The following is a 23,014-nucleotide window of genomic DNA, read 5'->3' on the forward strand; positions in this document are numbered from 1 at the left end:
TCGTTGAGGCTGTCATCCACAATCGCCTGATAGCTGGCATGGATCGAAGGTAGCGGCGACACGCGCCGGCGCTCCGCATGCCGGAACCATTTCCACTTGGCGCCGGCGAGTCGGAGTGACCGTGCTAGTATACTGGTCGCCGCTACTGTGATGTGTGCTGGTTGTTCGGTGATAGGCTATCATGAAGGGAATTGAGGAAGGCATTAGTGCCGCCTGATCGAACAATAGCTTTTCCCAAAAGAGCAGGGGTCTCCTAGCGCTGGTTCAGTGTCTTGCGAATGGCTGGCGGATACCAGAGGCATCAGCTTGCCCACCTGATCAATTCCGACCTCCATTCGTCGGCATAAGCACAATGCTCATAGCCGGGCATGGCGGGGGTTCCATCCGTAAAATGCACGATGGAGGGATCAATCCCTGGGTCGGAGTGACCGACCAGCCAGTTCCACTCGGGCGACAGTTCGCCGATCAGATCGTCTTCCAGCCAGCAGAAACGGTGCAGGTCCCGCCCGGGTACGGAGTTGACAAGTTCAAGCGTCAGAGCCTTGTTCGCCGGATGGTCGCAGTTGAAAAGCATGACGCTCGACCAGTTCTTGCGGGCGTAACGGAGCTGGGCTTGCCCATCCATTTTAACGTCCATCGTCGGCTGGTGATTGTGCTTGACCACCATCACCGCCTTTGACGGGTCCGCAAGACCGAAAAGCCGCTGCAGGTCCCTGCGGACCAGCATGTCGCAATCCATAAACAACGCCCAACCCGAATTCGCCAGATGCGGCACCAGGAAACGAGAACAGGCGAACTCCGTTGCCATTGGAGCTTCAGAAATCTCATCCCACAGGCGGCCGTCCTTGCGGCTTGTCGGGCGGGTGTAGAGCCCCCGAGCCCTGAGGTCTGCCAACACCACCCCGCGCGCCGATACGGGTGAGATCATGTGGCGTCTTATCGAGTTGCGAGCGACCGCAAATGCATCGATTTCACGAGGATCGAAACCGATCCAGATTGACTGCTTACCCGCCATCTAATTCCCTGCGCACAATAGTTATCAGGAGATCTGCGATCGCAGATTTGCTCAATTCGTTTTTATAGCCGGAGTTTCAGGTACGTCGGTGCAGGAGCCGGACGGCAATGCTGCCCATTTGCTATAGGTGTAACTTGCGCAATAGCCGGCGACAAGCAAACCAACCGCTCCATCAAGCATACCGAAGCGAATAACATACCCATTAAGATAGGCCCAGGCAGAGTGAAGCAGCGCCTTTGTCGTCGATCCTTTCTTACCCATGCTTTCTATATGCTTGGCTGACGCTTCGGCATACATCCGGATCTTACGGTGCGCGTCGCCGAGATCGGTGATGCATTCATGCTCCAGGGGGTGCGAAAGGCGAGACAGATTACCGCGCAGGACAACCTTTTCGTGGACCGGATAGTCGGTGAAGCGACCGGCATCTTTGCGAAACAGGCGCAGGACATAGTCCGCAGACCAGCTTCCATGGTTTACAACGCGTCCGCAGAAGCGCGATTTCCGGGGAATCTCGAAACCTGCACAGCCTCGCGGGTCCGCAATGGCCTTCTTTATTTCCGCGGCGAGAGAAGCGTCCACCCACTCATCGGCATCCAACGACAGTACCCAGTCTCCGGTGGCTGCGGCAAGCGCACGACCTTTTTGCACGCCGAACCCCGGCCAGTCTTCGGTGACGTGCACTTTTGCGCCCATGGCACCGGCGATCTCACGGGTCCTGTCGGTGCTGCCGCTGTCGACCACGATGATTTCGTCGGCAAAGTCAACCGAACGCAGACAACGCTCGATGCAGGCCTCTTCATTGAGGGTAATGACGATGACCGATAGCTTCGGCATCATCTTGCCCCTCCGATGAACAGCCAAGGCTCGTTGACCTTGTGGTGATTAGGCATCCGCCCCCGGGACCTCCAGCGCCAGAATGGCGCCGCACAAAATCGACACCACGAGGCATAACGAATAAGCGGACGGCCCTCATCCCGTCCCTCCAGCACATTCGTGAAATCGAATATGCCCCAACGGTAGCTGCCAGCGCAAGCCCGCCAGGGCTAAGGGTCGCAACAATGGTCGTCCTTGGCTGAGCGCCTTGCGCCGCGGTCACGCTTATACCCGCGGTGCGGCCGCCGCCTCTTCACCACGCTTTTCCGCCAAGACCCTTTCATAAAGGGAGAGGGTTCTGTCGATCATGGTGTCGAGATCGTACTGCCTCGCCGCCTGCCTGACCAAGGATGCGGCCTCAGGGGAGCGGGAGTGCTGCAGAGCGCGCAAGAGGCTCGCCCCGAGCTCGTGCCGCTTCGCAATGTTGCACACCAGGGCAGGGTCGAAGCGCTCGACCAGCTCGCGGCCGCCGCACATCGTGCTCACCACGGTCGGCAGCCCGCATGCCATCGCCTCCAGAACTACGGTCCCGAAGGGCTCGTACACCGATGGAAGGGCGGCGATGTCGGCCGCTCCGTACCATGGCCTCACGTCCTTTTGCGGCCCGACGAATTTCACACGGTCACCCAGGCCGCGCTTTTGCGCGAGGCGCCTGAAAGTCTCCATTCGGGAATCGTGCCCGACGACCCACAATTCCGGCAGAGGGTCCAGGCTTGCGGCGGCTTCGATGAGAGGTCCGAGACCTTTCCTGGTGAAACCCGAGCCAACGAACAGGATGACGGACCTGTCCGCGGGAACATTGAGCTGCGCCCTGACCCTTGCCCGATGTTGCTCGCGCAGCTCGAGACTATATGTGGCGAGCGAGACACCATTGGGGATGTGGTGGATCCTGTCGCCCGGAAAATCATCATAATGGCGACGAATGTCGTCAGCCACCATCTTCGATATGGCAATCACGGCCCTTAGCCTCAAGCTTCGAAAGGTAAGCCGCTCAAGACGCAGCATTTCCTTGTGAAACAGGCTGAGCCTGAGCCCTGCGCCGTCCAATTTCGACAGCCGGCGGCGCTCGGCGAGGTAGGCCGCATGGACACCCTCTCCGGCGCGAAAGATATCACAGCAGGGCAACCTGTCGTTGCTCTGGACAAGCGCCGGCGCCGGGTCAAGCTGCGAAATCCTGCGACACGCCGCCGTGGCGAAGGATTTAGCCCGCCACGCACGCGGGAAACTGCGGCCGGTGCAGCGAATGAACTCTATGCCTTCACCAGCCGGCCAGTCGCCGGACATGATCGCGACCGCCATGTCCCTCGCGCGGAATTCCTTGGCTATTGTGTCGAGCATGATCTCGCCGCCGCCGAATGGGGAATATTGCCGGCGCACGAAGAGAATGGGCTGCACGCGATCGGGGCGAGGCCGTTTATCAAGCCGTGAAACGGACATTTGATCTCACTGCGCCTTTGATTATCCGCGCCATATCATCTTGCGATGCACTACGGACTCACCCGTTGATGTGATATGCCGCGCAACAGCGATTTCGTTCGACGCTGTCCGCGGAGGTTGCCAATGATCACTGGTCCAGTCGAGACTACTGATACGTCTGTCACGCGCAAAGCCAAAGCCGGCGCGATGCGGCGCATCGAGCGCTCTTTACGGCCAGGGTTGCAAGGTCTTCGTGATCGGATCAAGGAACCATTTCTTGCGTGGGCATATCCTGAGGCGTTGTCATTCTACCAAAGAACCATGCGAGGTGCATATTTGCCGGACGACCTGATTGATGTGGTCCCGCAACTGAAGATTCTCTATCTGGCTGTTCCCAAAGCGGCAAGCAGTCGTATTCGAAGCAATCTCGCGGCTTTGATTGGCAATGACACCATCTCCGGCTGGACAAGCAGCCGGAACTGGAGGGTGCACAATCGAAAGGCGTCTGGGCTTCGGGCGCCACGCCATAGCATTCTGCAGTTTTACCATCTGGCTGTGAGCCCCGAGGCCTTGCGGTTCACCTTCGTTCGCAATCCATACGCCCGGCTTTTGTCATGCTGGGCCGATCAATATCGCGACCGTCCACTCGTGCCCGGATACGGAAGGGTCGAGGTCTATCTGGCCCACCGCGAAAAAGCCGATCCGGCGCTGCCGGTTGGTCCGGATAAAACGCTGTCTTTCCAAGACTTCGTTGCCTTCACTTGCGCGACTTCCACATGGCGCATCGACAAGCATTGGCAACAGCAAGGCGATATCGTTGAACTTCCAGGCATCACATTCGACCTAATCGGCAAGACCGAGACTTTCGCAAGAGATTTCAATCGCGTTCTCGATCATGTCGGCGCCAGCGACGAGGTACGGCGCGCGGCAATGCCGCCGCTCCATACCTCAACTCGCCGCGGGCTCTCCGACTATTTCACGTCGGAACTGGCGGGCCGCATCTATCGTGCCTACGAGCGCGACTTCGATCAGTTTGGTTATCCACGCGCTCTTCCGGAGTAAGATCGGCGCCGTTTCAAATATAGCCGAATGCCTGCATCAGGAGCTTTCCCCGCCCTTCGGTGAGCTCCTTCAATTGAGGCTCGCCGAGTTCGCTCTTCCACCGGCCACGTCCATCGTAGATTGGTTGGTTGATCTGTCTGTTGCGCAAGTCAGCATGTTCAGGCCGCGCGTGGGCCGTGAACCATCGTTGCGGCTTTCGATAGTAGTTCAGCAGATCCGGTTTGAACGACAATTCCAGGAAGGTGCAGATCCTCCTGACGATCGTTTCCGGGTCTTCGACAAGATCTTCATAACGATAGATCAGGACATCGGCGCAACCCTGTTCGGCCAGCACGAGGCTATTGTCCGAAATCCAGCGATCCAGGCTCGCCGCCGCGTCGCCAAGCCGCTTCGTCAACGAAGCAACCGAATCCCGTCCGTCGCGCACCGGCATCACAAATTTCGCGCCGGGCACTAAGCGTCGTATCCGGTCCACGCGCCTGACGTGGCGTGGTGTTTTCTCGATCAACGCAGGTTTGCCCGCCAGAACGGCCGCGCGCTGCAGCTTCGAGTAGCGATAAAGAGCAATCGGAGTCCACTTGAAGAACACATTTGTTTCCTCGAACGGGAGGTGGACATCGGGGTGCGAGGCAAGAATCGTTGCTATAAGCGTGGTGCCGCTATGCCCGCACCCGCAAACAAAACCCCGGCAGCGGATCAATTCACACCCGCCTTGGATTCATCGTCAGCGCGATATGATATGCCATAGCGAACAATGGCCTCGTCCAATTGCCTCCAGTAATCAAGCCGTGCGAGCACACCGTCACAGTAGGCAATAGCTTCGGCATCCAGATAGTCCAGATAGCCGCCGACCTTGCCTCTTCGCACTTTGAAGCTCTCGGGATCATCCGGGTCCCGCGGGCGCAGTTTTCCACCGTAGCGCAAGCCCAACTCCCCGGAGGCTTCCGATTGGCGCATGCGCTCGAACGATCTGTTGTAGGTCACATCGGCAAGGTCGGAATCCGCAAAATGCCGTCCGATAAAGTCTCCGATGGCTCGCAACGTTCCCTCGGTGTCTCTCTGCATGTCCTCATAGCGTAAAAGGGCTATGTTCTTCATCTGCCTTGCGGCCGCAAACCACTGAAGGTTGAAAAGCGCGATCTTCTCGATGCCGTGTTGCGCACTTCTTACAAAATCGCCGATCGAGCCGGCTTGCAAATGATGACGTTTGCCAACCTGGAAAAAACCCGAGACCGCGGTGTCGCGAGGGTCCCGCGCCATGAACAGGACACGATCCCGTCTATAGCGGGTTTTGTCTGGGTCGATTTGCGCGATTTCGCGGAGCTCCTTGTGATCGGAACCATCATGGGTATAGGCAGCATCAACGCCGAGGTCGTCAAGCATGACCCTCAACCAAGTCCGCCCCGACTTTGGAAACGAGACGACAAGCAGACGCGGCCGTTTTGCAAAAAGGCTGGACACCAAACTCAATCTTCATGACTCCGCTTGTGGACAGTTTGATCGTCCAAATTAGCGATTGTAAATATGGTGCAGTGCGTCGGCGATCCGCTGTGCTGCAGGAATTTCTGGATCGATCGATAAATTCGCATTCAGGAAGCGCATGCCTTGCTCGAAGTAGGTGGGCCTCGACCTGATCGCCGCGCGGATATCCTCGACGAGGTCGTGCCTCGATGATGTCGGTTTGAAAGCACCTTCGGGTCTGTCAAATTCGACCATGGGTGAAACAAGTGGAAACAAGACTACTGGTATGCCGCACGCAACAGCTTCATAGACGGTGGTGCTCGGGCGAGTAACCAGCACCATTGCATCTGGAAGCAGCTGAGCGAAATCCGCGGCAGATTTGTTCGGCATCTCAACCTTGGCGAACATCGTTGGATGAACGCTGATGACACAGGCTAAGCCGAGCTCGGCGCATGCTGCCGTTACCGCTTCAAGTGAGTCCCGGTCAGTTGGATCGTCAATGTCTCCCTTGAAGTTCACCAGCACAAAAAGTCCCTCCGGGTGTCGTGCGCCGGCGTTCTTGATCGCGCGCTCGATCACTGGAGAACCGACGACATATGTTGGCTGGTATCTTTGTCGGAGCGCCGCTGGGCCCATCGCAAGGATATAGTCTGCTCTGACAAACCTATGCGGCTGCAAAAGCCGCGCTCCGCCTATGTAACCGACAACACGAACCATCTCAAAGTTGATAGAGTCTATAAACCGCCTAAAGAACTGCGGAGCGTAATCATTTCCGGTCACCAGCATATCGCGGGGTCTAATCGCCTGCTCGAGTTCAGCAAAGTCAATATAGCGCAAACCGCGAGCCTCCAACTCGGGCCGTGCCACGCCCCCGCTTTTCAGGCCGTCGAGATGTGCGAACACGCATCCGATGCCCCGCCTTGTCAGAATCTCTGCGGCCTCGGTCAACAGGCGAACGTTGTTGCGATTATGGGGTACGAAATATACGGTCCGCGTGTCCCCTTTTCCCCGAGCATAGATGCGCGCTCGTCTTAGCAAATTGCTGGGGTGCATCAGCCGACAGATAGTGAGGAAACGTTGCTCGAACCTCTCCTTGGGAGATGCACTATTTCTGGTCCGTGCCTTTCGTCCACGCATCGACAATGGTCCCCTCGCATCTCGAATATCCATACACCGGAAGTGCAGCCTTGCGTGCCGCGTGCTGTGATCAGATCCCGCCGATGAGGACGCGCAAGTTATCTGGCACTTCTTGCATTGCCGCAGCCGGTCCCGATGCTTCTTCGAGACAAGCCCGGCAGAAGGGTAATAAGCTGTGCGGCGGTTGCCTTCGACCGGCCATCGGCGTTTGAAGCCGTCACACAAGATAAGACCGACGGAACATCCTGCGCGTTCGCCAAATACGCGGCATCCATGGTCGCGACTTGAGCCGCGAAGAGATCCACATCGACGATGGCTCTTTCTAACAGATCTCGTTTATCGTTAATTTCTATTTTCAGGCACCTCAATCCGGGACTGCTTCTCATCTCCTTTCCGAGAGGATCGAAAGCGCTTCTCCATATGCGTCGTTCATAGCGGCCAACCAATCCCTTCCTGCCCTGTGGATCAAGTGCACTGAGGGATACTGCGCAATCCGATTGCCGGAAGCTGGCCACATCAAATGGAACCGGTCTCCAAGCATTACGATGGCTGGTACGCCTAACGCTCCTGCCAGATGAGCAGCGGTATTGCTGACGGTCACTACCATATCAAGCGCAGAGACTTGCGCGGCGAACCGATCCATGTCCGCAAGTTGGTCCACCGAACTATCTTGGATGATGTGCTCAGGCACCCAGCGCTCGAAGTCGGAAAGCGCTGGGCGGACTTCGCCATATTGCAAACTGACAAAACGACCTGGCAGCCTACCGAGCAGAGCTCGCCAGTCTTCCAAGGCCGGCAGGTCCTTTTTTTTGTTCAAACTGCCCCAGGCAAATCCGATCAAAGGACCCGGGCCGCGATCAAGATAGCTGCGGCGTAGTTCGTCAACCGATGCTGGATTGGGCTTCAATGGAACAAACGGCGCACGGATTTGCGGTTCGTCCGGCCAGAAGTGCTCCGCCAGTGTCTCGAAGCAGGCGAAAACGTCGGCGCCCACAGCATCCGGCTCGTCTTCTCCTTCGATCCTGACATCGAGTGCCGGATAGGTCCGGCGGTAGAGCGACGCCAACCTGGGTTCGACGAACAGGACGCATCGATCGGCGGCCGCGACAGCCGGACCCATCAGCGATGCGAACTGAAGGAAGATCGCAAGGTCGCCGGCGCGACGGTCGACGAGCAGCGTTCGGCCGACAAGATCGCTGCCGTCCCATTCAGGTCTGCCCGATACGCGCTTGCTCCTCGCTATCAGTTGCCAGGCGCGGTTGCCGCCCTTGAGACGTCTCAAGGCTCGCCCTGCCTTCGTGACCAACTCGGCGTCGCCGAAGCGCTCGCCGAGTTCGCCCAGCGCAAGCGCGTGGTCCCTGGCGGCCAGCCAATCCTTGCGCCCGATGCTCTTCTCCATCAGCTGCATGTGCCGCTGGACCGTCCCGTCCGCATGCCGTGGAGGCAGCTCGAAAAAGTCTCTCGCCCGGTCGATAATCACCCGCAGGCGCTTGCCGGCACTGCTTTGTGGCCGAAGGTCCGCTGACCTCGCCTTCTCGAGGATCGACCGCGTCATTATCGGCTGCCTCCAGTCGAGCCATGCATAGCAACCCCGCCAAATACAGGTGGCTGATTCTCCACGATCAGTCGCTTCGCCAGCGGATGCCGAGTGCGGCTGAAATTCGTTTCTTCGCACTCATGCCGCCGTCCTTGCCGACTCGAAGTTGTCTGGCGAACTGTTTTATCGTGCCATGGAATGGCACGAAGACTGGATCTAATTCTGTCTGTGGCGTCCTTTGCCGAGACAGTCAATGGGCCGCAGGGTTGCTCCATGCTGGTGGCATTTCGGCACTAGATCAGGATGGCGTTCCGTTGAATCGCATCCTGATCTGACTCTATCCTGGAGCATGATCTTATCCGAACCGAAGGTCAGCGAAGCAAAAAAATCGGTTCCCGCTTTTCGGATCATGCTCCAGCGACGACGGGCTCTTTCGTGAATGCCCCGATCTCCTCGCCGTCTGTCGGTCAGAAATGGCGAGCACGTCCTGAAATCAGCGGTCACCCTGCTTAGCTGTCCTATATGTTTCGGCGACCACGACGGCATAGTGCAACAGTAGCGGGATTATGATGATCAGGCTGAATTTCAAGATGGTTCCATGCACGAGGCAGCCTGTCTTGCAGAAGTTCTGGATTTCCTCGTTCAATTCCCCCGAGAAACCAAAAATGATCAAACGTGCGCAAATGATGTTGAAGAGCATCGTGGCGACAAGGATCAAAACTGTTTTTCGAACGGTGGTCCGAAACCCAGTTAAAATAGATCCTATCTTCCAGTCGTAATTTAACAATTGAACGGCATGGATGGCTCCGATGAAGATCGTCGACAACCCATCCAGTATTGCTATCAAAACGGCTGCGCTGATCATGATATCGGCGTCAAACGCCCAATCGATCACGATCTTGAAATACAAAAACGTCCCAATTACCCAAGCAATAAACAGTCCCGCCATCAGTGATCCCCGACCTTGGCCATAAATATGTGGCGATCTCCAGGCGCGGCAAGGCGGACCAAGGTCGGCGGTCAGGCGAGCAAATGGTCGCCAAAATTCCGGCCTTCAAACGATGGATCCAGAATTTCGGATCTGCGGAAGGGTGATCTATGATCCGCTTCACCTTCATCCGCGCATGGCGCGAATTTGGCTGGAAGGCGACGATCCTACGCTCGACGACGTTGATGCGCGTCCGGGGGCGGCCCGATCGTTTCGCGCACAGAGCGTGCAAGGGGTAGGGCAAAGGTCCGAGTGGAGGCCGGGCAGGGCGACCAAGCGGCGAAGCGAAATCGGCCGTATAATGGCCATGACGGCGACCGTCCGAGTTTACCGCATTTTTGCGCGGCCGCGGTCGAAAGCGGGCCAGGCGTAGGCAGTCTTGGAATTGTTGGCTCCCCGGGCCGGATTCGAACCAGCGACCAACCGGTTAACAGCCGGTTGCTCTACCACTGAGCTACCGGGGAACGGAGGCTCTGACGTGAGTGGCGCAGCCTATAGCAAACACCTTTCGGCTTTGCAAAGAAGCAATTCGCAATTTTTCTCCAGTTTTTGATGCGGCTATTTGTGCCATCGTTCGGCGTGCCCACATATGAAGGGCTTCACACCGGCAGGGAACAAAGCGGCCGGTGATCGCCTTTTGGCTTTGCCCGTGGATAGGATTTGGTTTTGAATGACGGCAGCTGACGACGACAACGCCCCGGCGCGGAAGATCTCGATCTTCGGCCGCGAATTCACGATGCCGCGCTCGCGCGGTTTGCGAATCGTGATTGGCATGCTGCTCACCCTTGGCGGGATTCTTGGCTTTCTGCCGATTCTCGGCTTCTGGATGATTCCGCTCGGTCTCCTGGTGCTTTCCTATGAATTCGCGATGATCCGGCGTCATCGGCGGCGTTTCGTCGTCTGGTGGGAACGTCGGCGTCGACCCGACTGAGGAGCCCCGGCGGCGGGCCACCGGCTCGGCGACTGCGATGCTCCAGCCATCACAACCGATTGGTAATCACCATTTTCGCCGCTCTACGCGAAAGCGTCGGGAATGACGCGCCGGCGCTTGACGACCCTTGAGCGTCAACATAATGAGTTCGCTCGGAACGCCGGGAGCATTGCGAGGCCTCGTGGCGGAGTGGTTACGCAGAGGACTGCAAATCCTTGCACCCCGGTTCGATTCCGGGCGAGGCCTCCAGATGCTTGCGGGCTCCAGCGCAACCGCGCCGGGGCGGGGGTTCCGGTTGAAATTCTAGCCGCGCATTTGGCGCGGGGAGCGGATTGTTGGGACATGAGCGCTGATTTTTCCGAACGCCGCGTGAAGATGGTCGACGGCCAGGTCCGCACCACCGATGTCACCAGCGCGCCGCTCATCGAAGCGATGCTGACCGTCCCGCGCGAGGCCTTTGTCGGCGCCGGACAACAGGATCTGGCCTATATCGACGAAGACATCCGCATTTCCGATGGCGCGAATGGCGCCGCGCGCTACCTGATGGAGCCGTCACCGCTCGCCAAGCTTTTGCAATTGGCCGAGATCGACGCGAGTGATTCGGTGCTCGATATCGGTTGCGGCAGCGGCTATTCCGCCGCATTGCTGTCCAGGCTGGCGCGGTCGGTCGTGGCACTGGAGAGCGATCCCGCGCTGGCCGAGACCGCGAAATCCACGCTTTCCAGCCTCGGCTGCCAAAATGTCACGGTGGTCACCGGGCCTTTGCCGCAAGGGCATGCCGCTAAAGCGCCCTACAACGTCATCTTCATCGGCGGCAGCGTCGAGGAAGTGCCGCCGGCGCTGCTCGAACAGCTTGCGGAAGACGGACGCCTGGTTGCGGTCGAAGGACAAGGCAACTCTGGCGTGGCCCGGCTGTTTTTTAAAGCAGGGGGGGTTGTAACCGGAAGACGGGCCTTTAATGCGGCAATTAAGCCACTACCGGGCTTCGAACGTGCTCACGCGTTTGAATTCTGAGCGTTTTTGCCTTGCAGCGAAGGCGCTGTCATGATCGCTTGCGCCTGACAATCGTTGCTGATTTGGTTAACCGAGCGTTTGCGGGAGGCCGTCAGCGGGGGAACGATAAACAACGCGGCGCCGGCCGATCCGTAAGGGTAGGCTGACGTGGCGTGGTTCCCATGTAAACGAATGAGGGAAATAACGTGCCGCCCCGACACAAAAAAGTTTTAGCAGCTATTCTCGTTTCCGCGACGGCGCTGTCGCCGCTGGCCGCCTCCGCCGAGACCATTACGGGCGCGCTCGCCAAAGCCTACCAGTACAATTCGCAGCTCAACGCCGCTCGTGCCGGCGTACGCGTGACCGACGAGGGCGTGGCCATCGCCAAGTCGGGCTGGCGCCCGACCGTCACCGGTTCGAGCAGCATCGACTACACCAGCACCCATGCGCAGGGGGCCACCCAGAACATCACCACGGGCAGCTTCGGCGTGCAGATCAATCAGACGCTGTTCGACGGCTTTCAGACAAAGAACAATGTCGCCGCCGCCGAATCGCAGGTGAAGGCTTCGGTCGAGAGCCTGCGCAACACCGAAGAGAACATCCTGTTCAACGCGGCCAGCGCCTATATGGACGTGATTCGCGATCGCCAGGTCGCGGTGCTGACCGAGCAGAACCTGCAGTTCCTGACCGAGCAGGCGCGCGCCGCCCGCTCGCGCTTCGAGGTCGGCGAGGGTACCCGCACCGACGTCGCCCAGGCCGATGCCTCGCGCGCCACGGCCGTGGCGCAGCTCAGCGCCGCCCGCGCGACGGCGCTGGCGAGCGCCGCCACCTATCACCAGATCGTCGGCGACGAGCCGGGCAAGCTCAAAGCGGCCTCGCCGCTGGGCAAGCTGTTGCCGGGCAACCTCGATTCGGCGCTGGCCGTCGCTTCCGCCGAGCATCCGGCCATCCTGGCAACCCAGCACCTCGTCGACGCGGCGGCGTTTTCGGTGAAATCATCGGAAGGCGCGCTGCTGCCGCAAGTGACGGCCTCGGCCGGCGTTTCGGACAATTATAGCCACTCCGTTCCCGACTTCAGGGGCACCAACGGCACTTCGACGTCCGCCAATATCGGCGCCACGCTGACCATTCCGATCTATTCGGGCGGGCGGACTGAAGCGCTGGTGCGGCAGAACAAGGAATCGCTCAGCGAGGCGCGCATCCAGGTCGACGTCAGCCGCGACCAGGTGCGACAGGCCGTGGTCTCGGCCTGGACACAATATGTCGCGGCGCGCGAAAGTGTGGATGCCAACCGGCAGGTCATCGACGCTGCTCAGCTGGCGCTCAACGGCGTCATCGAGGAGCGCAATGTCGGCCAGCGCACGACGCTGGACGTTCTGAACGCGCAGAACGCCGTCATCACCGCCAAGATCAACCAGGCGAGCTCCGAACGCGACGTGGTGGTGGCAAGCTACGCCATCCTGTCGGCGATGGGCCGGCTGTCGGTCGATCGCTTGGGCCTGGCGGTCACCAAATACAGGCCGGAAGAGCATTACAATGCCGTCAAGGACAAGTGGTTCGGACTGCGCACGCCTGACGGACGCTGATTTCCGATCCGAGCTTTGACAAACGCCGCGCGTCCATTGGATGCGCGGCGTTTGTCTTTTCTGGATGGCTGACCGGGTTGCGCTTCGCCTAATCTGTTGAAATCCAACGAGTCCCCAGATTGGGGATTCTCGGATGACGATCGGTCGGTTACGCTGTCACCATTGATTCGAATTCCGGTCCGGGCAGGACGGAATTGCGTAACGGGTCACAAGGGCGGCGGATGTGACGATGGCGACGGCAAGCAGCGCGCAGCGCGAACCTTCCATGGAAGAGATACTGGCTTCCATCCGAAGGATCATCGAGGACAGCGACACCGGTCGCAAGCAGCCGGCCGAGGCCGGTGAACTGCGCCAGGACCTGGAACCGGCCGTCGTCAACACGCCTCCCGCTGTCGAGGTCGACGCCTTTCGTTCCGAACTGCATGCCGAACCCGGCCCCCGCAGGCCGGCGACGCTGGCGGAAGTGCAGGCCCAACTTGCAGCGACCGATCCCGTGCTTGCGCGCGCCGAGGCTCGCCCGGAGCCGGTGAAGGCAGCGCCGGCGCCGGCGACCCCGGCGGAGGCCGATGCCAGGCGCGCGGTCGAGCCGAGCCCGCCGGCAGCCGCCAACAGGCCCGCCGCTGCAAACGCGCCGCAGACCGCCGAGACCATCGTCGCCGATTGGCGGCGGGAAATCGCCGCTGCCGGCGGCAGCACGGTTACCGCGAAGCCGGCTGTCCGCGCGCCGGAAGCCGTGCCGCGGGTCGAGATCGACAAGGAAGAGCCCGCGGTCGAAGCCGCCGTGCATGCCGGCGCTCCCCAGGCATCCGCGCCTGAGGCTCAGCCGTCTCGTCCCGCGATCCTTTCCGAGCACACGGGCAGGCAGGTTGCCGCTGCCTTCGGCGAACTTTCCGATGCCTTTGCCAGCCGCGGCAAGAAGAGCTTCGATGAAATGGCCGAAGAGATGCTGCGGCCGATGCTGCAGGATTGGCTCGACAACAACCTGCCGACGCTGGTCGAAAGGCTGGTGCGCGAAGAGATCGAGCGCGTGGCGCGCGGCGCGCAGTAGGCTGCCGCAACACGCAAGCTGAAAAGTGCCGCCTTCGGGCGGTGCTTTTGTTCAAGGCTGGTCAGGTGAGCGCGCTTTGCTCCCGCTCGGCCGGGATTGTCGCCGGTCGAGGGCAGGCCTATCTGTGGCAGTGATCGCAGCTCTCGCGGTTGACTCGGCCAAGACCTTCCGATTTACAGCGGACGCTTGTTACCGACAGTTCGGACCTCCTCCATGCTTGAAAAGACCTACGACGCCAAAGCCGTCGAGCCGAAGATCGCCAAAATCTGGGAAGAGGCCGACGCCTTCCGGGCCGGCGCGGGCGCGGAGGAAGGGGCGGAAGCCTTCACCATCGTCATCCCGCCGCCGAACGTCACCGGCTCGCTGCATATGGGGCATGCGCTCAACAACACGCTGCAGGACATTCTTGTGCGCTTCGAGCGCATGCGCGGCAAGAACGTGCTTTGGCAACCCGGCATGGATCACGCCGGCATCGCCACGCAGATGGTGGTCGAGCGCCAGCTCATGGAAAAGCAGATCCATCGCCGCGATCTGACGCGCGAGCAGTTCATCGAGAAAGTCTGGGAGTGGAAGGCCGAATCCGGCGGCGCGATCTTCAACCAGTTGAAGCGCCTCGGCGCCTCGGCCGATTGGTCGCGCGAACGCTTCACGATGGACGAGGGCCTGTCCAAGGCCGTGCTGGAAGTCTTCGTCACGCTCTACAAGGAAGGCCTCATCTACAAGGACAAGCGCCTTGTGAACTGGGACCCGAAGCTGCTGACCGCCATTTCCGACCTCGAGGTCGAGCAGCAAGAGGTCAACGGCAATCTCTGGCACTTCCGCTATCCAATCGAAGGCGAAGCGTTCGACCCGGAGAACCCGAAGACCTTCATCACGGTCGCCACGACGCGTCCCGAGACGATGCTTGGCGATACGGCCGTGGCCGTGCATCCGGGGGACGAGCGCTTCACCGATCTCGTCGGCCGCAACGTCGTGCTGCCGATCGTCGGCCGCAAGATACCGATCGTCGCCGACGAGTATTCCGACCCGGAAAAGGGCTCCGGTGCGGTCAAGATCACGCCGGCGCACGACTTCAACGATTTCGAGGTCGGCAAGCGTCACAAATTGCCGGCGATCAACATCCTGACGGTCGAAGCCGCCATCAAGCTCAAGGACAACGAGGATTTCCTCGCCGGTCTCGAGGCCACGCCGGAGCGCCAGGCCGTGTGGGACGAGCTGGACGGGCTCGACCGTTTCACTGCCCGCAAGAAGATCGTCGAGCTGATGGAGGCCGGCGGGGTCCTCGACAAGGTCGAGCCGCACCGGCATACCGTGCCGCATGGCGACCGCGGCGGCGTGCCGATCGAGCCGTTCCTGACCGACCAGTGGTATGTCAACGCCGCCGAGCTCGCCAAGCCGGCGATCGCCTCGGTGCGCGAGGGCCGTACCAATTTCGTGCCCAAGAACTGGGAAAAAACCTATTTCGACTGGATGGAGAACATCCAGCCTTGGTGCATTTCGCGCCAGCTCTGGTGGGGCCACCAGATCCCGGCCTGGTATGGGCCGGACGGGCATGTCTTCGTCGAGAAGACAGAGGAAGAGGCTTTGGCGTCGGCGGTCGAATATTACCTGGCGCTGGAAGGGCCGTGGAAGGCCTGGGTCGAGGATAAGCTGGAGAATTTCCAGCCGGGCGAGATCCTGACCCGCGACGAGGACGTGCTGGACACCTGGTTCTCGTCGGCGCTGTGGCCGTTCTCGACGCTCGGCTGGCCCGACCGAACGCCCGAGCTCAAGACCTACTACCAGACCGACGTGCTGGTGACCGGCTTCGACATCATCTTCTTCTGGGTCGCCCGCATGATGATGATGGGCCTGCACTTCATGGACGAGGAGCCGTTCCACACCGTCTATGTGCATGCGCTGGTGCGCGACAAGAACGGCGCCAAGATGTCGAAGTCGAAAGGCAACGTCATCGATCCGCTCGACCTGATCGACGAATACGGCGCCGATGCGCTGCGCTTCACGCTGACCGTGATGGCGGCTCAAGGGCGCGACGTGAAGCTTGATCCGGCGCGCATCGCCGGCTACCGCAATTTTGGCACCAAGCTGTGGAACGCGACGCGCTTCGCCGAGATGAACGAGGTCGCGCGCGACGACGATTTCTGGCTGAACGACGCCAAGCTGCCGGTCAATCGCTGGATCCTGACAGAGCTGACGCGGGCGGCGCGCGCAGTCACCGAGGGCATCACCAGCTACCGGTTCAACGAGGCGGCGGGCGCTGCCTACCGCTTTGTCTGGAACCTGTTCTGCGACTGGTACCTGGAACTGTTGAAGCCGGTGTTCATGGGCGCGGACGAGACCGCCAAGGCCGAGAGCCGGGCCTGCGTCGCCTTCGTGCTCGACGAAATCTACAAGCTCCTGCATCCGATGATGCCGTTCATGACCGAGGAGTTGTGGGCGCAGACCGCTGGCGAGGGCAAGGAGCGCTCCTCACTGCTTTGCCATGCCGCCTGGCCGTCGCCCGACTTCGAGGACGAGGAGGCCGCCGCCGACATCAACTGGCTGGTCGATCTGGTCTCGGGCCTCCGCTCGGTGCGCTCGGAAATGAACGTGCCGCCGGCGGCGATCGCGCCGCTGATGGTGATCGGCGCCAACACGCTGACGCAGGAGCGGCTGGAGCGCCACGCCCAGGCGATCAAGCGGCTGGCGCGCGTCGGCGATATCGCGTTGGTCGACGCGCCGCCAAAGGGCTCGGCCCAGATCGTGCTCAACGAAGCGACGATAAGCCTGCCGCTCGGCAGCCTGATCGATCTCCAGGCCGAAGCCGCGCGACTGCAGAAGGAATTGGCGAAGGTCACCGAAGAGATTGCTCGCCTGCACAAGAAGCTCTCCAACGAAAAGTTCGTCGCCAACGCGCCGGAAGAGGTGGTCGAGGCCGAGCGCGAGAAGCTCGCCGAATACCGCGAGGCGCAGGAGAAGCTATCGGTGGCTTTGACTAGGGTTCGTGACGCCGGCTGAGGGCAAGAATCGCCCTCGGCGCGGAGGTGCTTTCCGGTACGTTAGCTGCCTCGAAAATAGGCATTCCGCCACGTTAATTTTGACGTAAACGGAAAGTTTGAGCCGCATTGTTGCCATAATGTAACAATGGGCCTTCTGAGGCTCAAAATCGGCTGTTTTTGGCCTGTTTTTGGTGGGTTTTCCGGATTTTTTCGGTCGTTCGAGGTCGGTATGCGCGATTTATGCGCCAATCGCGGCGCCCCTCACCATGGCAAAAATAAGCGTTGTCAAGGTGTACGTGTACAGCCCTTGAAAACGTTGTTGCGTCGTTAACCCGAATTGGTTCTAGCTTGAGCCACTTGTATTTGGGGAGGGATTTCCATGAACAATCTCCGGCTCAAAGCGCTGCTGGGGGCAGGCTGCTTTTCGCTGGCTCTGCTCGGCGCCGTGATCCATCCCGCGCATGCTGGCGGGCTGGAGCGCGGCGGCTACGATATCGACCTGCTTTTCGATTCTTCGCCGGTCGCGTCGGAAGCGGAAGCGACCTATGTGATGCCGGATCGCAAGTATAAGAATGCGCTCGGTCCGGGGGGGGCTCCCTTGGGTCCGGGCTTTAGTTCTACGGCAGACGGAGCGGAGCCTTACTGGGTCCCGCGCATCGGCGTCAAAGCCCAGGTTGTCCAGGGTGTCGACTGCATGTTCGATTACTCCCAGCCTTGGGGCGCCCATACCGCGCCTGGTAGTAACTGGAACGGCGCGATCTCGAACATTGAAACCGACATCAAGAGCGACAATTACGCGGCGACCTGCTCGTACAAGTTTGACGCGGGCAAAGGCCAGCTTCGGTTCTTGGGCGGTGTATTCTATCAGAAGGTCTACGGCTTCAAGGAAGGGCTAACGGACATCGGCTTTGGCCCCATGGTCGGGCGGGTGGATCTTGACAGCAGCGGTTGGGGGTGGCGCGCGGGTGTTGCGTATGAAATTCCGGACATCGCATTGCGCGCCAGCCTTGTTTACAATTCGCAGGTGAAGCTCGACAATATCTCCGGCACGTTGGACATCGGTGGCGTCGTCTCCACCCCGATCTACGCTCCAACCCAATCCATGCCGGACACGGTCGAGTTCAAACTGCAGTCGGGCATCGCGCCCGGTTGGCTTGCTTTTGGCTCGGTAAAATGGGTGAATTGGAGCGTTCTGCAGATTGTTCCGATTTGTAGCGATGCCTCGAGGGACCTCGGCTTCGCCTGTAACAGCGGAGTGAATATCCCGGCTGTCCGGCCAACTTCGCTTGACCTGATGTATCGCGACGGCTGGACCATTTCCGGCGGCATCGGTCACAAGTTCAACGATGAGTGGAGTGCTGCAGGCCAACTTTCCTGGGATCGTGGCACTTCTCATGGCTATGGAGTCCAAACCGACACCTGGACGCTCGGCGGCGGCGTTGCCTACACGCCTCGGCCAAACATCGAGCTACGCTTGGCAGGTGCTGTCGGCGTCATGACCAGCGGCCATTCTGGAACGCTTACCGATGAGAATGGCTTTATTGCGGGCGAAGATGCTACCTATGACGTCGGCAACGATCTAGTCACGGCGATCTCGGGCGGAATCAAGATCAAGTTCTAAGTTACTGAAAAGTCATCGAAAAGGCCGGGCATTGCCCGGCCTTTTTCGTGTGTGCGACCGCGATCAGATCGTATCCCCAACTCGCTGTTGCATATTCGCGTCACAGCCGGCGCCTCGTACGATTGTGACGTTTTGGCAACAGTTTATGAACAACCCCCGCGCTACAAGTCCGGCAGAGGGAACTGCCCATTTCCCGCCATAAACCCGGAGCAACCCGGATAGGTCTCGGGATGCGTGCCAGGTTGGCCCGGCGATGGGACCGGCCGCGGGGTGTGCGGCAAGGACGAGTATGGACGCCAGGGTAATCTCCAAGGCCAAGCTGCCCAGCCGCTACGTGACCGAAGGTCCGGCGCGCGCACCGCATCGTTCCTACCTCTATGCCATGGGCCTGTCGGCGGCCGAGATCGCGCAGCCACTTGTCGGCGTCGCCAGCTGCTGGAACGAGGCGGCGCCCTGCAACATCTCGCTGATGCGCCAGGCGCAAGTGGTCAAGAAGGGCGTTGCTGCCGCCAACGGCACGCCGCGCGAGTTCTGCACCATCACCGTCACCGACGGCATCGCCATGGGCCACCAGGGCATGAAGTCGTCGCTGGTGTCGCGCGAGGTGATCGCCGATTCGGTCGAGCTCACCATGCGCGGTCATTGCTATGATGCCCTGGTCGGGCTTGCCGGCTGCGACAAGTCGCTACCCGGCATGATGATGGCGATGGTGCGCCTCAACGTGCCGTCGATCTTCATCTATGGCGGCTCGATCCTGCCCGGCAGCTATCGTGGCCGGCAGATCACCGTGCAGGACGTGTTCGAGGCCGTCGGCCAGCATTCGGTCGGCACGATCAGCGACGCCGAACTGCTCGAGATCGAGCAGGCGGCCTGTCCTTCGGCCGGCTCCTGCGGCGCCCAGTTCACCGCCAACACCATGGCCACCGTCGCCGAGGCGATCGGCCTGGCGCTGCCCTATTCCTGCGGCGCGCCGGCGCCCTACGAGATGCGCGACCGTTTCAATTTCGCCTCGGGCGAAAAGGTCATGGAGCTGATCGCCAAAAACATCCGGCCGCGCGACATCGTTACGTTGAAGGCGCTGGAAAACGCGGCCACCGTGGTGTCCGCCACTGGCGGCTCAACCAATGCGGCGCTGCATCTGCCGGCGATCGCGCATGAGGCCGGCATCAAGTTCGACCTCTTCGACGTGGCGGCGATCTTCGAGAAGACGCCCTATATCGCCGACCTCAAGCCCGGCGGCAAATATGTCGCCAAGGACATGTTCGAGGCCGGCGGCATTCCGCTCCTGATGAAAACGCTGCTCGACCATGGCTATCTGCACGGCGACTGCATGACGGTCACTGGCCGCACTTTGGCCGAAAATATGGAGCACGTTTCCTGGAATGAGAGCCAGGATGTTGTGCGTCCCGCCAATCGGCCGATCACCAAGACAGGCGGCGTTGTGGGCTTGAAGGGCAACCTTGCCCCCGAAGGCGCGATCGTGAAGGTCGCCGGCATGTCGGAACTGAAATTCTCGGGGCCGGCGCGTTGCTTCGATTCGGAAGAGGAGTGCTTCGAAGCGGTCACGCAGCGCAACTACCGGGAGGGCGAGGTTCTCGTCATCCGCTACGAGGGGCCGCGCGGGGGTCCGGGCATGCGCGAGATGCTGTCGACGACGGCGGCGCTCTACGGCCAGGGCATGGGCGGCAAGGTGGCGTTGATCACCGACGGACGGTTCTCGGGCGCCACGCGCGGCTTCTGCATCGGCCATGTCGGACCGGAGGCGGCGGTCGGCGGACCTATCGGGCTGATCAAGGATGGCGACGTGATCTCGATCGATGCCGTGAACGGAACGATCGAAGTGGCCCTGTCGGACGCCGAGCTGGCGGCCCGGGCAAAGAGTTGGAAGGCGCGCAAGACCGACTATCAGTCCGGCGCGATCTGGAAATATGCGCAGACGGTAGGGTCGGCACGCGACGGTGCGGTCACCCATCCGGGCGCGGCCAAAGAAACGCACTGCTATGCGGACATCTGAGGTGTTGAGGTCGTCTGTCTTTTCGGCACTGGTCGCTTTGGCGACCTTGGGCGCCGTCGGGCAGGCCATGGCCTTCGACGACAAGGTGTTCGACGACAAGACCGGCGTGAAGCCGCAGTCGAGCCCTTGGGCGGTGTTCCAGTTCGGCTTCTCCGCTTACAAGAGCGGCCACAAGGACCAGGCGGTCGAAGCTTATAAATATGCCGCCGAGAACGGTCAGATCGGCGCCACCTGGAAGCTTGCGCGCATGTATGCCGAGGGCGACGGCGTGACGCGCGACGACTATGCGGCCTTCAAGTTCTTCTCGGAAATCGTCGACCAGGATGTCGAGCCCGGCTCGCCGGAAGAAAGCTATGTGTCGGACGCGCTGGTGGCGCTCGGCGACTATCTGCGCAAGGGCATTCCGGGCACGCCGGTCGAGGAGAACGACGTGGCGGCGCAGGAATATTACATGCGCGCCGCCGCCAACTACCGCAATCCGAACGCCCAGTTCGAGATCGGCCGCATGTTCCTGAAGGGCGAGGGCGGCGTGAAGGCCAGCGTCAAGCAGGCCGGCCGCTGGCTGCAATTGGCAGCCGAGAAGGGCCATGCCGGCGCGCAGGCGACGCTCGGCAACCTCCTGTTCCAGAGCGGCAAGATCGTGCGCGGCCTGGCGATGATGACGGCAGCACTCGAGCGGGCTCCGGCGGCCGACCAGCCCTGGATCCGCAACATGCAGGAAGAGGCCTTCGCCGCGGCCGGCGAGGCCGATCGGCGGACCGCGATTTCGCTCGCCGACGATATCCTGACCAAGGGCAACAACGGCGACCAGTAACCGCAGGTTTGGCGATAGCGTGCATGGCAGCTTGGCGCGTGCATCGTCTTGTGCGGCGCTGGTCGACCCCCACTCCTCTCGGCTTCGCCGAGCCACCTCTCCCCCGATCGACGGGGTAGAGGAAGGCGCCAAGCTTTTTGCCGTCAACGCTCGTCCAGCAACGCTCCCTTCCTTTCCCTCCGGAGGGGGAAAGGTGGCGCTGCGAAGCAGCGACGGATTGGGGGAACCACATGGCAATCAAGCCTCGGCCCGATCAGTTACCTGTGCATGGCGTACTCTGTATGGGGTTGATCGGCAGCGCCTCAGTTCTCGGTCGGCTCCGTCGGGGCGGGACCAGGCATCGGCGTCGAGATCGATGTCGGGTGCGGTTTTGGTGCGTCTCCCGGACATTCGTCCTTGATCCTGGTCCAGGATGTGTTGTTGAGAACCATGTCGCAACGGGCGAGGTGGCTTTCGCCGGCAATAGTCAGGCACGCCGTCTGGCCGACATTGAAGGACTTGCCGTTGGCCAAACAGGTCGGCGCCGCCAGCGATGGCGTCGGCGCGGCAAGCGCCAAACCAAGGCCGACCGGCCAGATAAGATAACGGATCGCCATCCAACCCCCACAGCAACCCGTATCAAAGACGGGATTTGTGGCGATATCTGGGTCCTCGCGGCGCCTCAGGCCGGCTGCAGGCTGAGCTCGATCGCGACCGGCACGTGGTCGGAAGGCTTCTCCCAGGCGCGGACGTGCTTTTCCACCGAGGCCGACGAAAAGCGGTTGGCGGCTTCCGGTGACAGCAGCAGGTGGTCGATGCGGATGCCGTTGTTCTTTTGCCAGGCGCCGGCCTGATAATCCCAGAAGGTGTAGACGCCGGCCGAGTCCGTCACCGCGCGCACCGCCTCGGTGAAGCCGAGATTCTTCAGCCGGCGGAAGGCCTGCCTCGTCTGCGGCTGGAACAGCGCGTCGCCCAGCCAGTTTTCCGGGAAGCGGGCATCGGCCGGCTCTGGAATGACGTTATAGTCGCCGGCCAGCACCAGCGCCTCTTCCAGGCGTAGCCGCTCTTCCGCCCAGCGCTCCAGCCGCGCCATCCAGGCGAGCTTGTAGGAAAATTTCCGCTCATCGTCGATCGGATTGCCATTCGGCAGATAGAGCGAGACGACGCGCAGGGCGCCCTGGTCGGTCGAAAAGACGCCTTCGATGAAGCGGGCGTGGTCGTCCTCGTCATCGCCTGGCAGGCCGCGGTTGACCTCGTCGAAGGGAAGCTTCGACAGGATGGCGACGCCGTTGAAGCTCTTCTGGCCGTTGGTCTCGACATTGTAGCCCAGCGCCTCGATCTCGGCGCGTGGGAACTGGTCGTCGACCGTCTTGATCTCCTGCAGGCAGACGATGTCCGGCGCGCTTTCGGTCAGCCAGTGGGTGAGGTTGCCGATGCGGGCGCGAACGCCGTTGATGTTCCAGGTGACGATCTTCATGCAGGCCTCGATGCTGTTCGGACGGAAGGCGTTCGACGAAGCGGATCGTATTGCCTGTACGGACCTTTCGAAAGGCCGTCCATT

20 protein-coding genes and 2 tRNA genes are annotated in these 23,014 nt (G+C 60.8%); 10 read left to right on the forward strand and 12 right to left on the reverse strand.

Features of this window, described 5'->3' with window-relative positions:
• Positions 1 to 301: 301 nt before the first annotated feature.
• The 3 genes from EN852_RS07820 to EN852_RS07830 all read right to left on the reverse strand — a co-directional run bounded on the left by EN852_RS07820 (position 302) and on the right by EN852_RS07830 (position 3,325).
• On the reverse strand, positions 302 to 1,015 hold the full coding sequence (locus EN852_RS07820) for a hypothetical protein (protein WP_127874131.1): 714 nt from the start codon (positions 1,013 to 1,015) through the stop codon (positions 302 to 304).
• A 51-nt stretch (positions 1,016 to 1,066) separates the two neighbouring features.
• Positions 1,067 to 1,852 carry a glycosyltransferase family 2 protein gene (locus EN852_RS07825; protein WP_210238228.1) on the reverse strand — a complete coding sequence of 262 codons (786 nt, stop codon included), beginning with the start codon at positions 1,850 to 1,852 and terminating at the stop codon, positions 1,067 to 1,069.
• A 261-nt stretch (positions 1,853 to 2,113) separates the two neighbouring features.
• Positions 2,114 to 3,325 carry a glycosyltransferase family 4 protein gene (locus EN852_RS07830; protein WP_127874130.1) on the reverse strand — a complete coding sequence of 404 codons (1,212 nt, stop codon included), beginning with the start codon at positions 3,323 to 3,325 and terminating at the stop codon, positions 2,114 to 2,116.
• 123 nt (positions 3,326 to 3,448) lie between these two features.
• Between EN852_RS07830 and EN852_RS07835 the strand changes: the two genes are divergently transcribed.
• Positions 3,449 to 4,366: a sulfotransferase family protein gene (locus EN852_RS07835; protein ID WP_189545774.1), complete on the forward strand. Its 918-nt coding sequence runs from the start codon at positions 3,449 to 3,451 to the stop codon at positions 4,364 to 4,366.
• A gap of 13 nt (positions 4,367 to 4,379) precedes the next feature.
• Here EN852_RS07835 and EN852_RS07840 read toward each other — a convergent pair whose 3' ends face one another.
• The 7 genes from EN852_RS07840 to EN852_RS07870 form a co-directional block, all read right to left on the reverse strand.
• Positions 4,380 to 4,955 carry a sulfotransferase gene (locus tag EN852_RS07840; protein WP_189545776.1) on the reverse strand — a complete coding sequence of 192 codons (576 nt, stop codon included), beginning with the start codon at positions 4,953 to 4,955 and terminating at the stop codon, positions 4,380 to 4,382.
• Between the two features lie 107 nt (positions 4,956 to 5,062).
• The gene (locus EN852_RS07845) at positions 5,063 to 5,749 is read right to left on the reverse strand and encodes a sulfotransferase domain-containing protein (protein ID WP_127874127.1); all 687 of its coding nucleotides are present in this window, start codon (positions 5,747 to 5,749) and stop codon (positions 5,063 to 5,065) included.
• A gap of 126 nt (positions 5,750 to 5,875) precedes the next feature.
• Positions 5,876 to 6,775 carry a hypothetical protein gene (locus EN852_RS07850; protein ID WP_127874126.1) on the reverse strand — a complete coding sequence of 300 codons (900 nt, stop codon included), beginning with the start codon at positions 6,773 to 6,775 and terminating at the stop codon, positions 5,876 to 5,878.
• A 287-nt stretch (positions 6,776 to 7,062) separates the two neighbouring features.
• On the reverse strand, positions 7,063 to 7,350 hold the full coding sequence (locus EN852_RS07855) for a hypothetical protein (protein WP_127874125.1): 288 nt from the start codon (positions 7,348 to 7,350) through the stop codon (positions 7,063 to 7,065).
• A complete protein-coding gene (locus EN852_RS07860) occupies positions 7,347 to 8,519 on the reverse strand; it encodes a hypothetical protein (RefSeq protein ID WP_127874124.1) in 1,173 nt (390 codons plus the stop codon). Before EN852_RS07860 ends, EN852_RS07855 begins: the two co-directional genes overlap by 4 nt.
• A 475-nt stretch (positions 8,520 to 8,994) precedes the next feature.
• Entirely contained in the window at positions 8,995 to 9,450 is a 456-nt protein-coding gene (locus EN852_RS07865) for a hypothetical protein (protein ID WP_127874123.1), read from the reverse strand.
• A gap of 428 nt (positions 9,451 to 9,878) precedes the next feature.
• Positions 9,879 to 9,953 (reverse strand) — tRNA-Asn (locus EN852_RS07870).
• A 206-nt stretch (positions 9,954 to 10,159) separates the two neighbouring features.
• Between EN852_RS07870 and EN852_RS07875 the strand changes: the two genes are divergently transcribed.
• The 9 genes from EN852_RS07875 to EN852_RS07915 all read left to right on the forward strand — a co-directional run bounded on the left by EN852_RS07875 (position 10,160) and on the right by EN852_RS07915 (position 21,474).
• Entirely contained in the window at positions 10,160 to 10,420 is a 261-nt protein-coding gene (locus EN852_RS07875; protein WP_095815344.1) for a PGPGW domain-containing protein, read from the forward strand.
• Between the two features lie 175 nt (positions 10,421 to 10,595).
• Positions 10,596 to 10,669 (forward strand) — tRNA-Cys (locus EN852_RS07880).
• A gap of 93 nt (positions 10,670 to 10,762) precedes the next feature.
• On the forward strand, positions 10,763 to 11,434 hold the full coding sequence (locus EN852_RS07885) for a protein-L-isoaspartate O-methyltransferase (RefSeq protein WP_127874122.1): 672 nt from the start codon (positions 10,763 to 10,765) through the stop codon (positions 11,432 to 11,434).
• 185 nt (positions 11,435 to 11,619) lie between these two features.
• The gene (locus EN852_RS07890) at positions 11,620 to 12,999 is read left to right on the forward strand and encodes a TolC family outer membrane protein (RefSeq protein ID WP_127863535.1); all 1,380 of its coding nucleotides are present in this window, start codon (positions 11,620 to 11,622) and stop codon (positions 12,997 to 12,999) included.
• 229 nt (positions 13,000 to 13,228) lie between these two features.
• Positions 13,229 to 14,047: a PopZ family protein gene (locus EN852_RS07895; RefSeq protein ID WP_127874121.1), complete on the forward strand. Its 819-nt coding sequence runs from the start codon at positions 13,229 to 13,231 to the stop codon at positions 14,045 to 14,047.
• Positions 14,048 to 14,260: 213 nt separating this feature from the next.
• Positions 14,261 to 17,044 (forward strand): valine--tRNA ligase, encoded by a 2,784-nt coding sequence (locus tag EN852_RS07900; protein ID WP_127874120.1) that lies wholly within the window; start codon positions 14,261 to 14,263, stop codon positions 17,042 to 17,044.
• Between the two features lie 360 nt (positions 17,045 to 17,404).
• Positions 17,405 to 18,646: an OmpP1/FadL family transporter gene (locus EN852_RS07905; RefSeq protein WP_127874119.1), complete on the forward strand. Its 1,242-nt coding sequence runs from the start codon at positions 17,405 to 17,407 to the stop codon at positions 18,644 to 18,646.
• Positions 18,647 to 18,935: 289 nt separating this feature from the next.
• Positions 18,936 to 20,660, forward strand: coding sequence for a dihydroxy-acid dehydratase (gene ilvD / locus EN852_RS07910; RefSeq protein ID WP_127874118.1), 1,725 nt, complete (start codon positions 18,936 to 18,938; stop codon positions 20,658 to 20,660).
• Complete coding sequence (locus EN852_RS07915; protein WP_127863540.1) at positions 20,647 to 21,474, forward strand: tetratricopeptide repeat protein; 828 nt, start codon at positions 20,647 to 20,649, stop codon at positions 21,472 to 21,474. The genes ilvD and EN852_RS07915 overlap by 14 nt, the downstream gene beginning before the upstream one ends.
• Before the next feature lie 302 nt (positions 21,475 to 21,776).
• Here the strand turns inward: EN852_RS07915 and EN852_RS07920 are convergent, their stop codons facing one another.
• Positions 21,777 to 22,070 carry a hypothetical protein gene (locus EN852_RS07920; protein WP_127874117.1) on the reverse strand — a complete coding sequence of 98 codons (294 nt, stop codon included), beginning with the start codon at positions 22,068 to 22,070 and terminating at the stop codon, positions 21,777 to 21,779.
• A 65-nt stretch (positions 22,071 to 22,135) separates the two neighbouring features.
• Entirely contained in the window at positions 22,136 to 22,930 is a 795-nt protein-coding gene (gene xth, locus EN852_RS07925) for an exodeoxyribonuclease III (RefSeq protein WP_127874116.1), read from the reverse strand.
• Positions 22,931 to 23,014 lie beyond the last annotated feature (84 nt).

The sequence above is a fragment of the Mesorhizobium sp. M2E.F.Ca.ET.209.01.1.1 genome, from assembly GCF_004010375.2.
Taxonomy (GTDB): Bacteria; Pseudomonadota; Alphaproteobacteria; order Rhizobiales; family Rhizobiaceae; genus Mesorhizobium.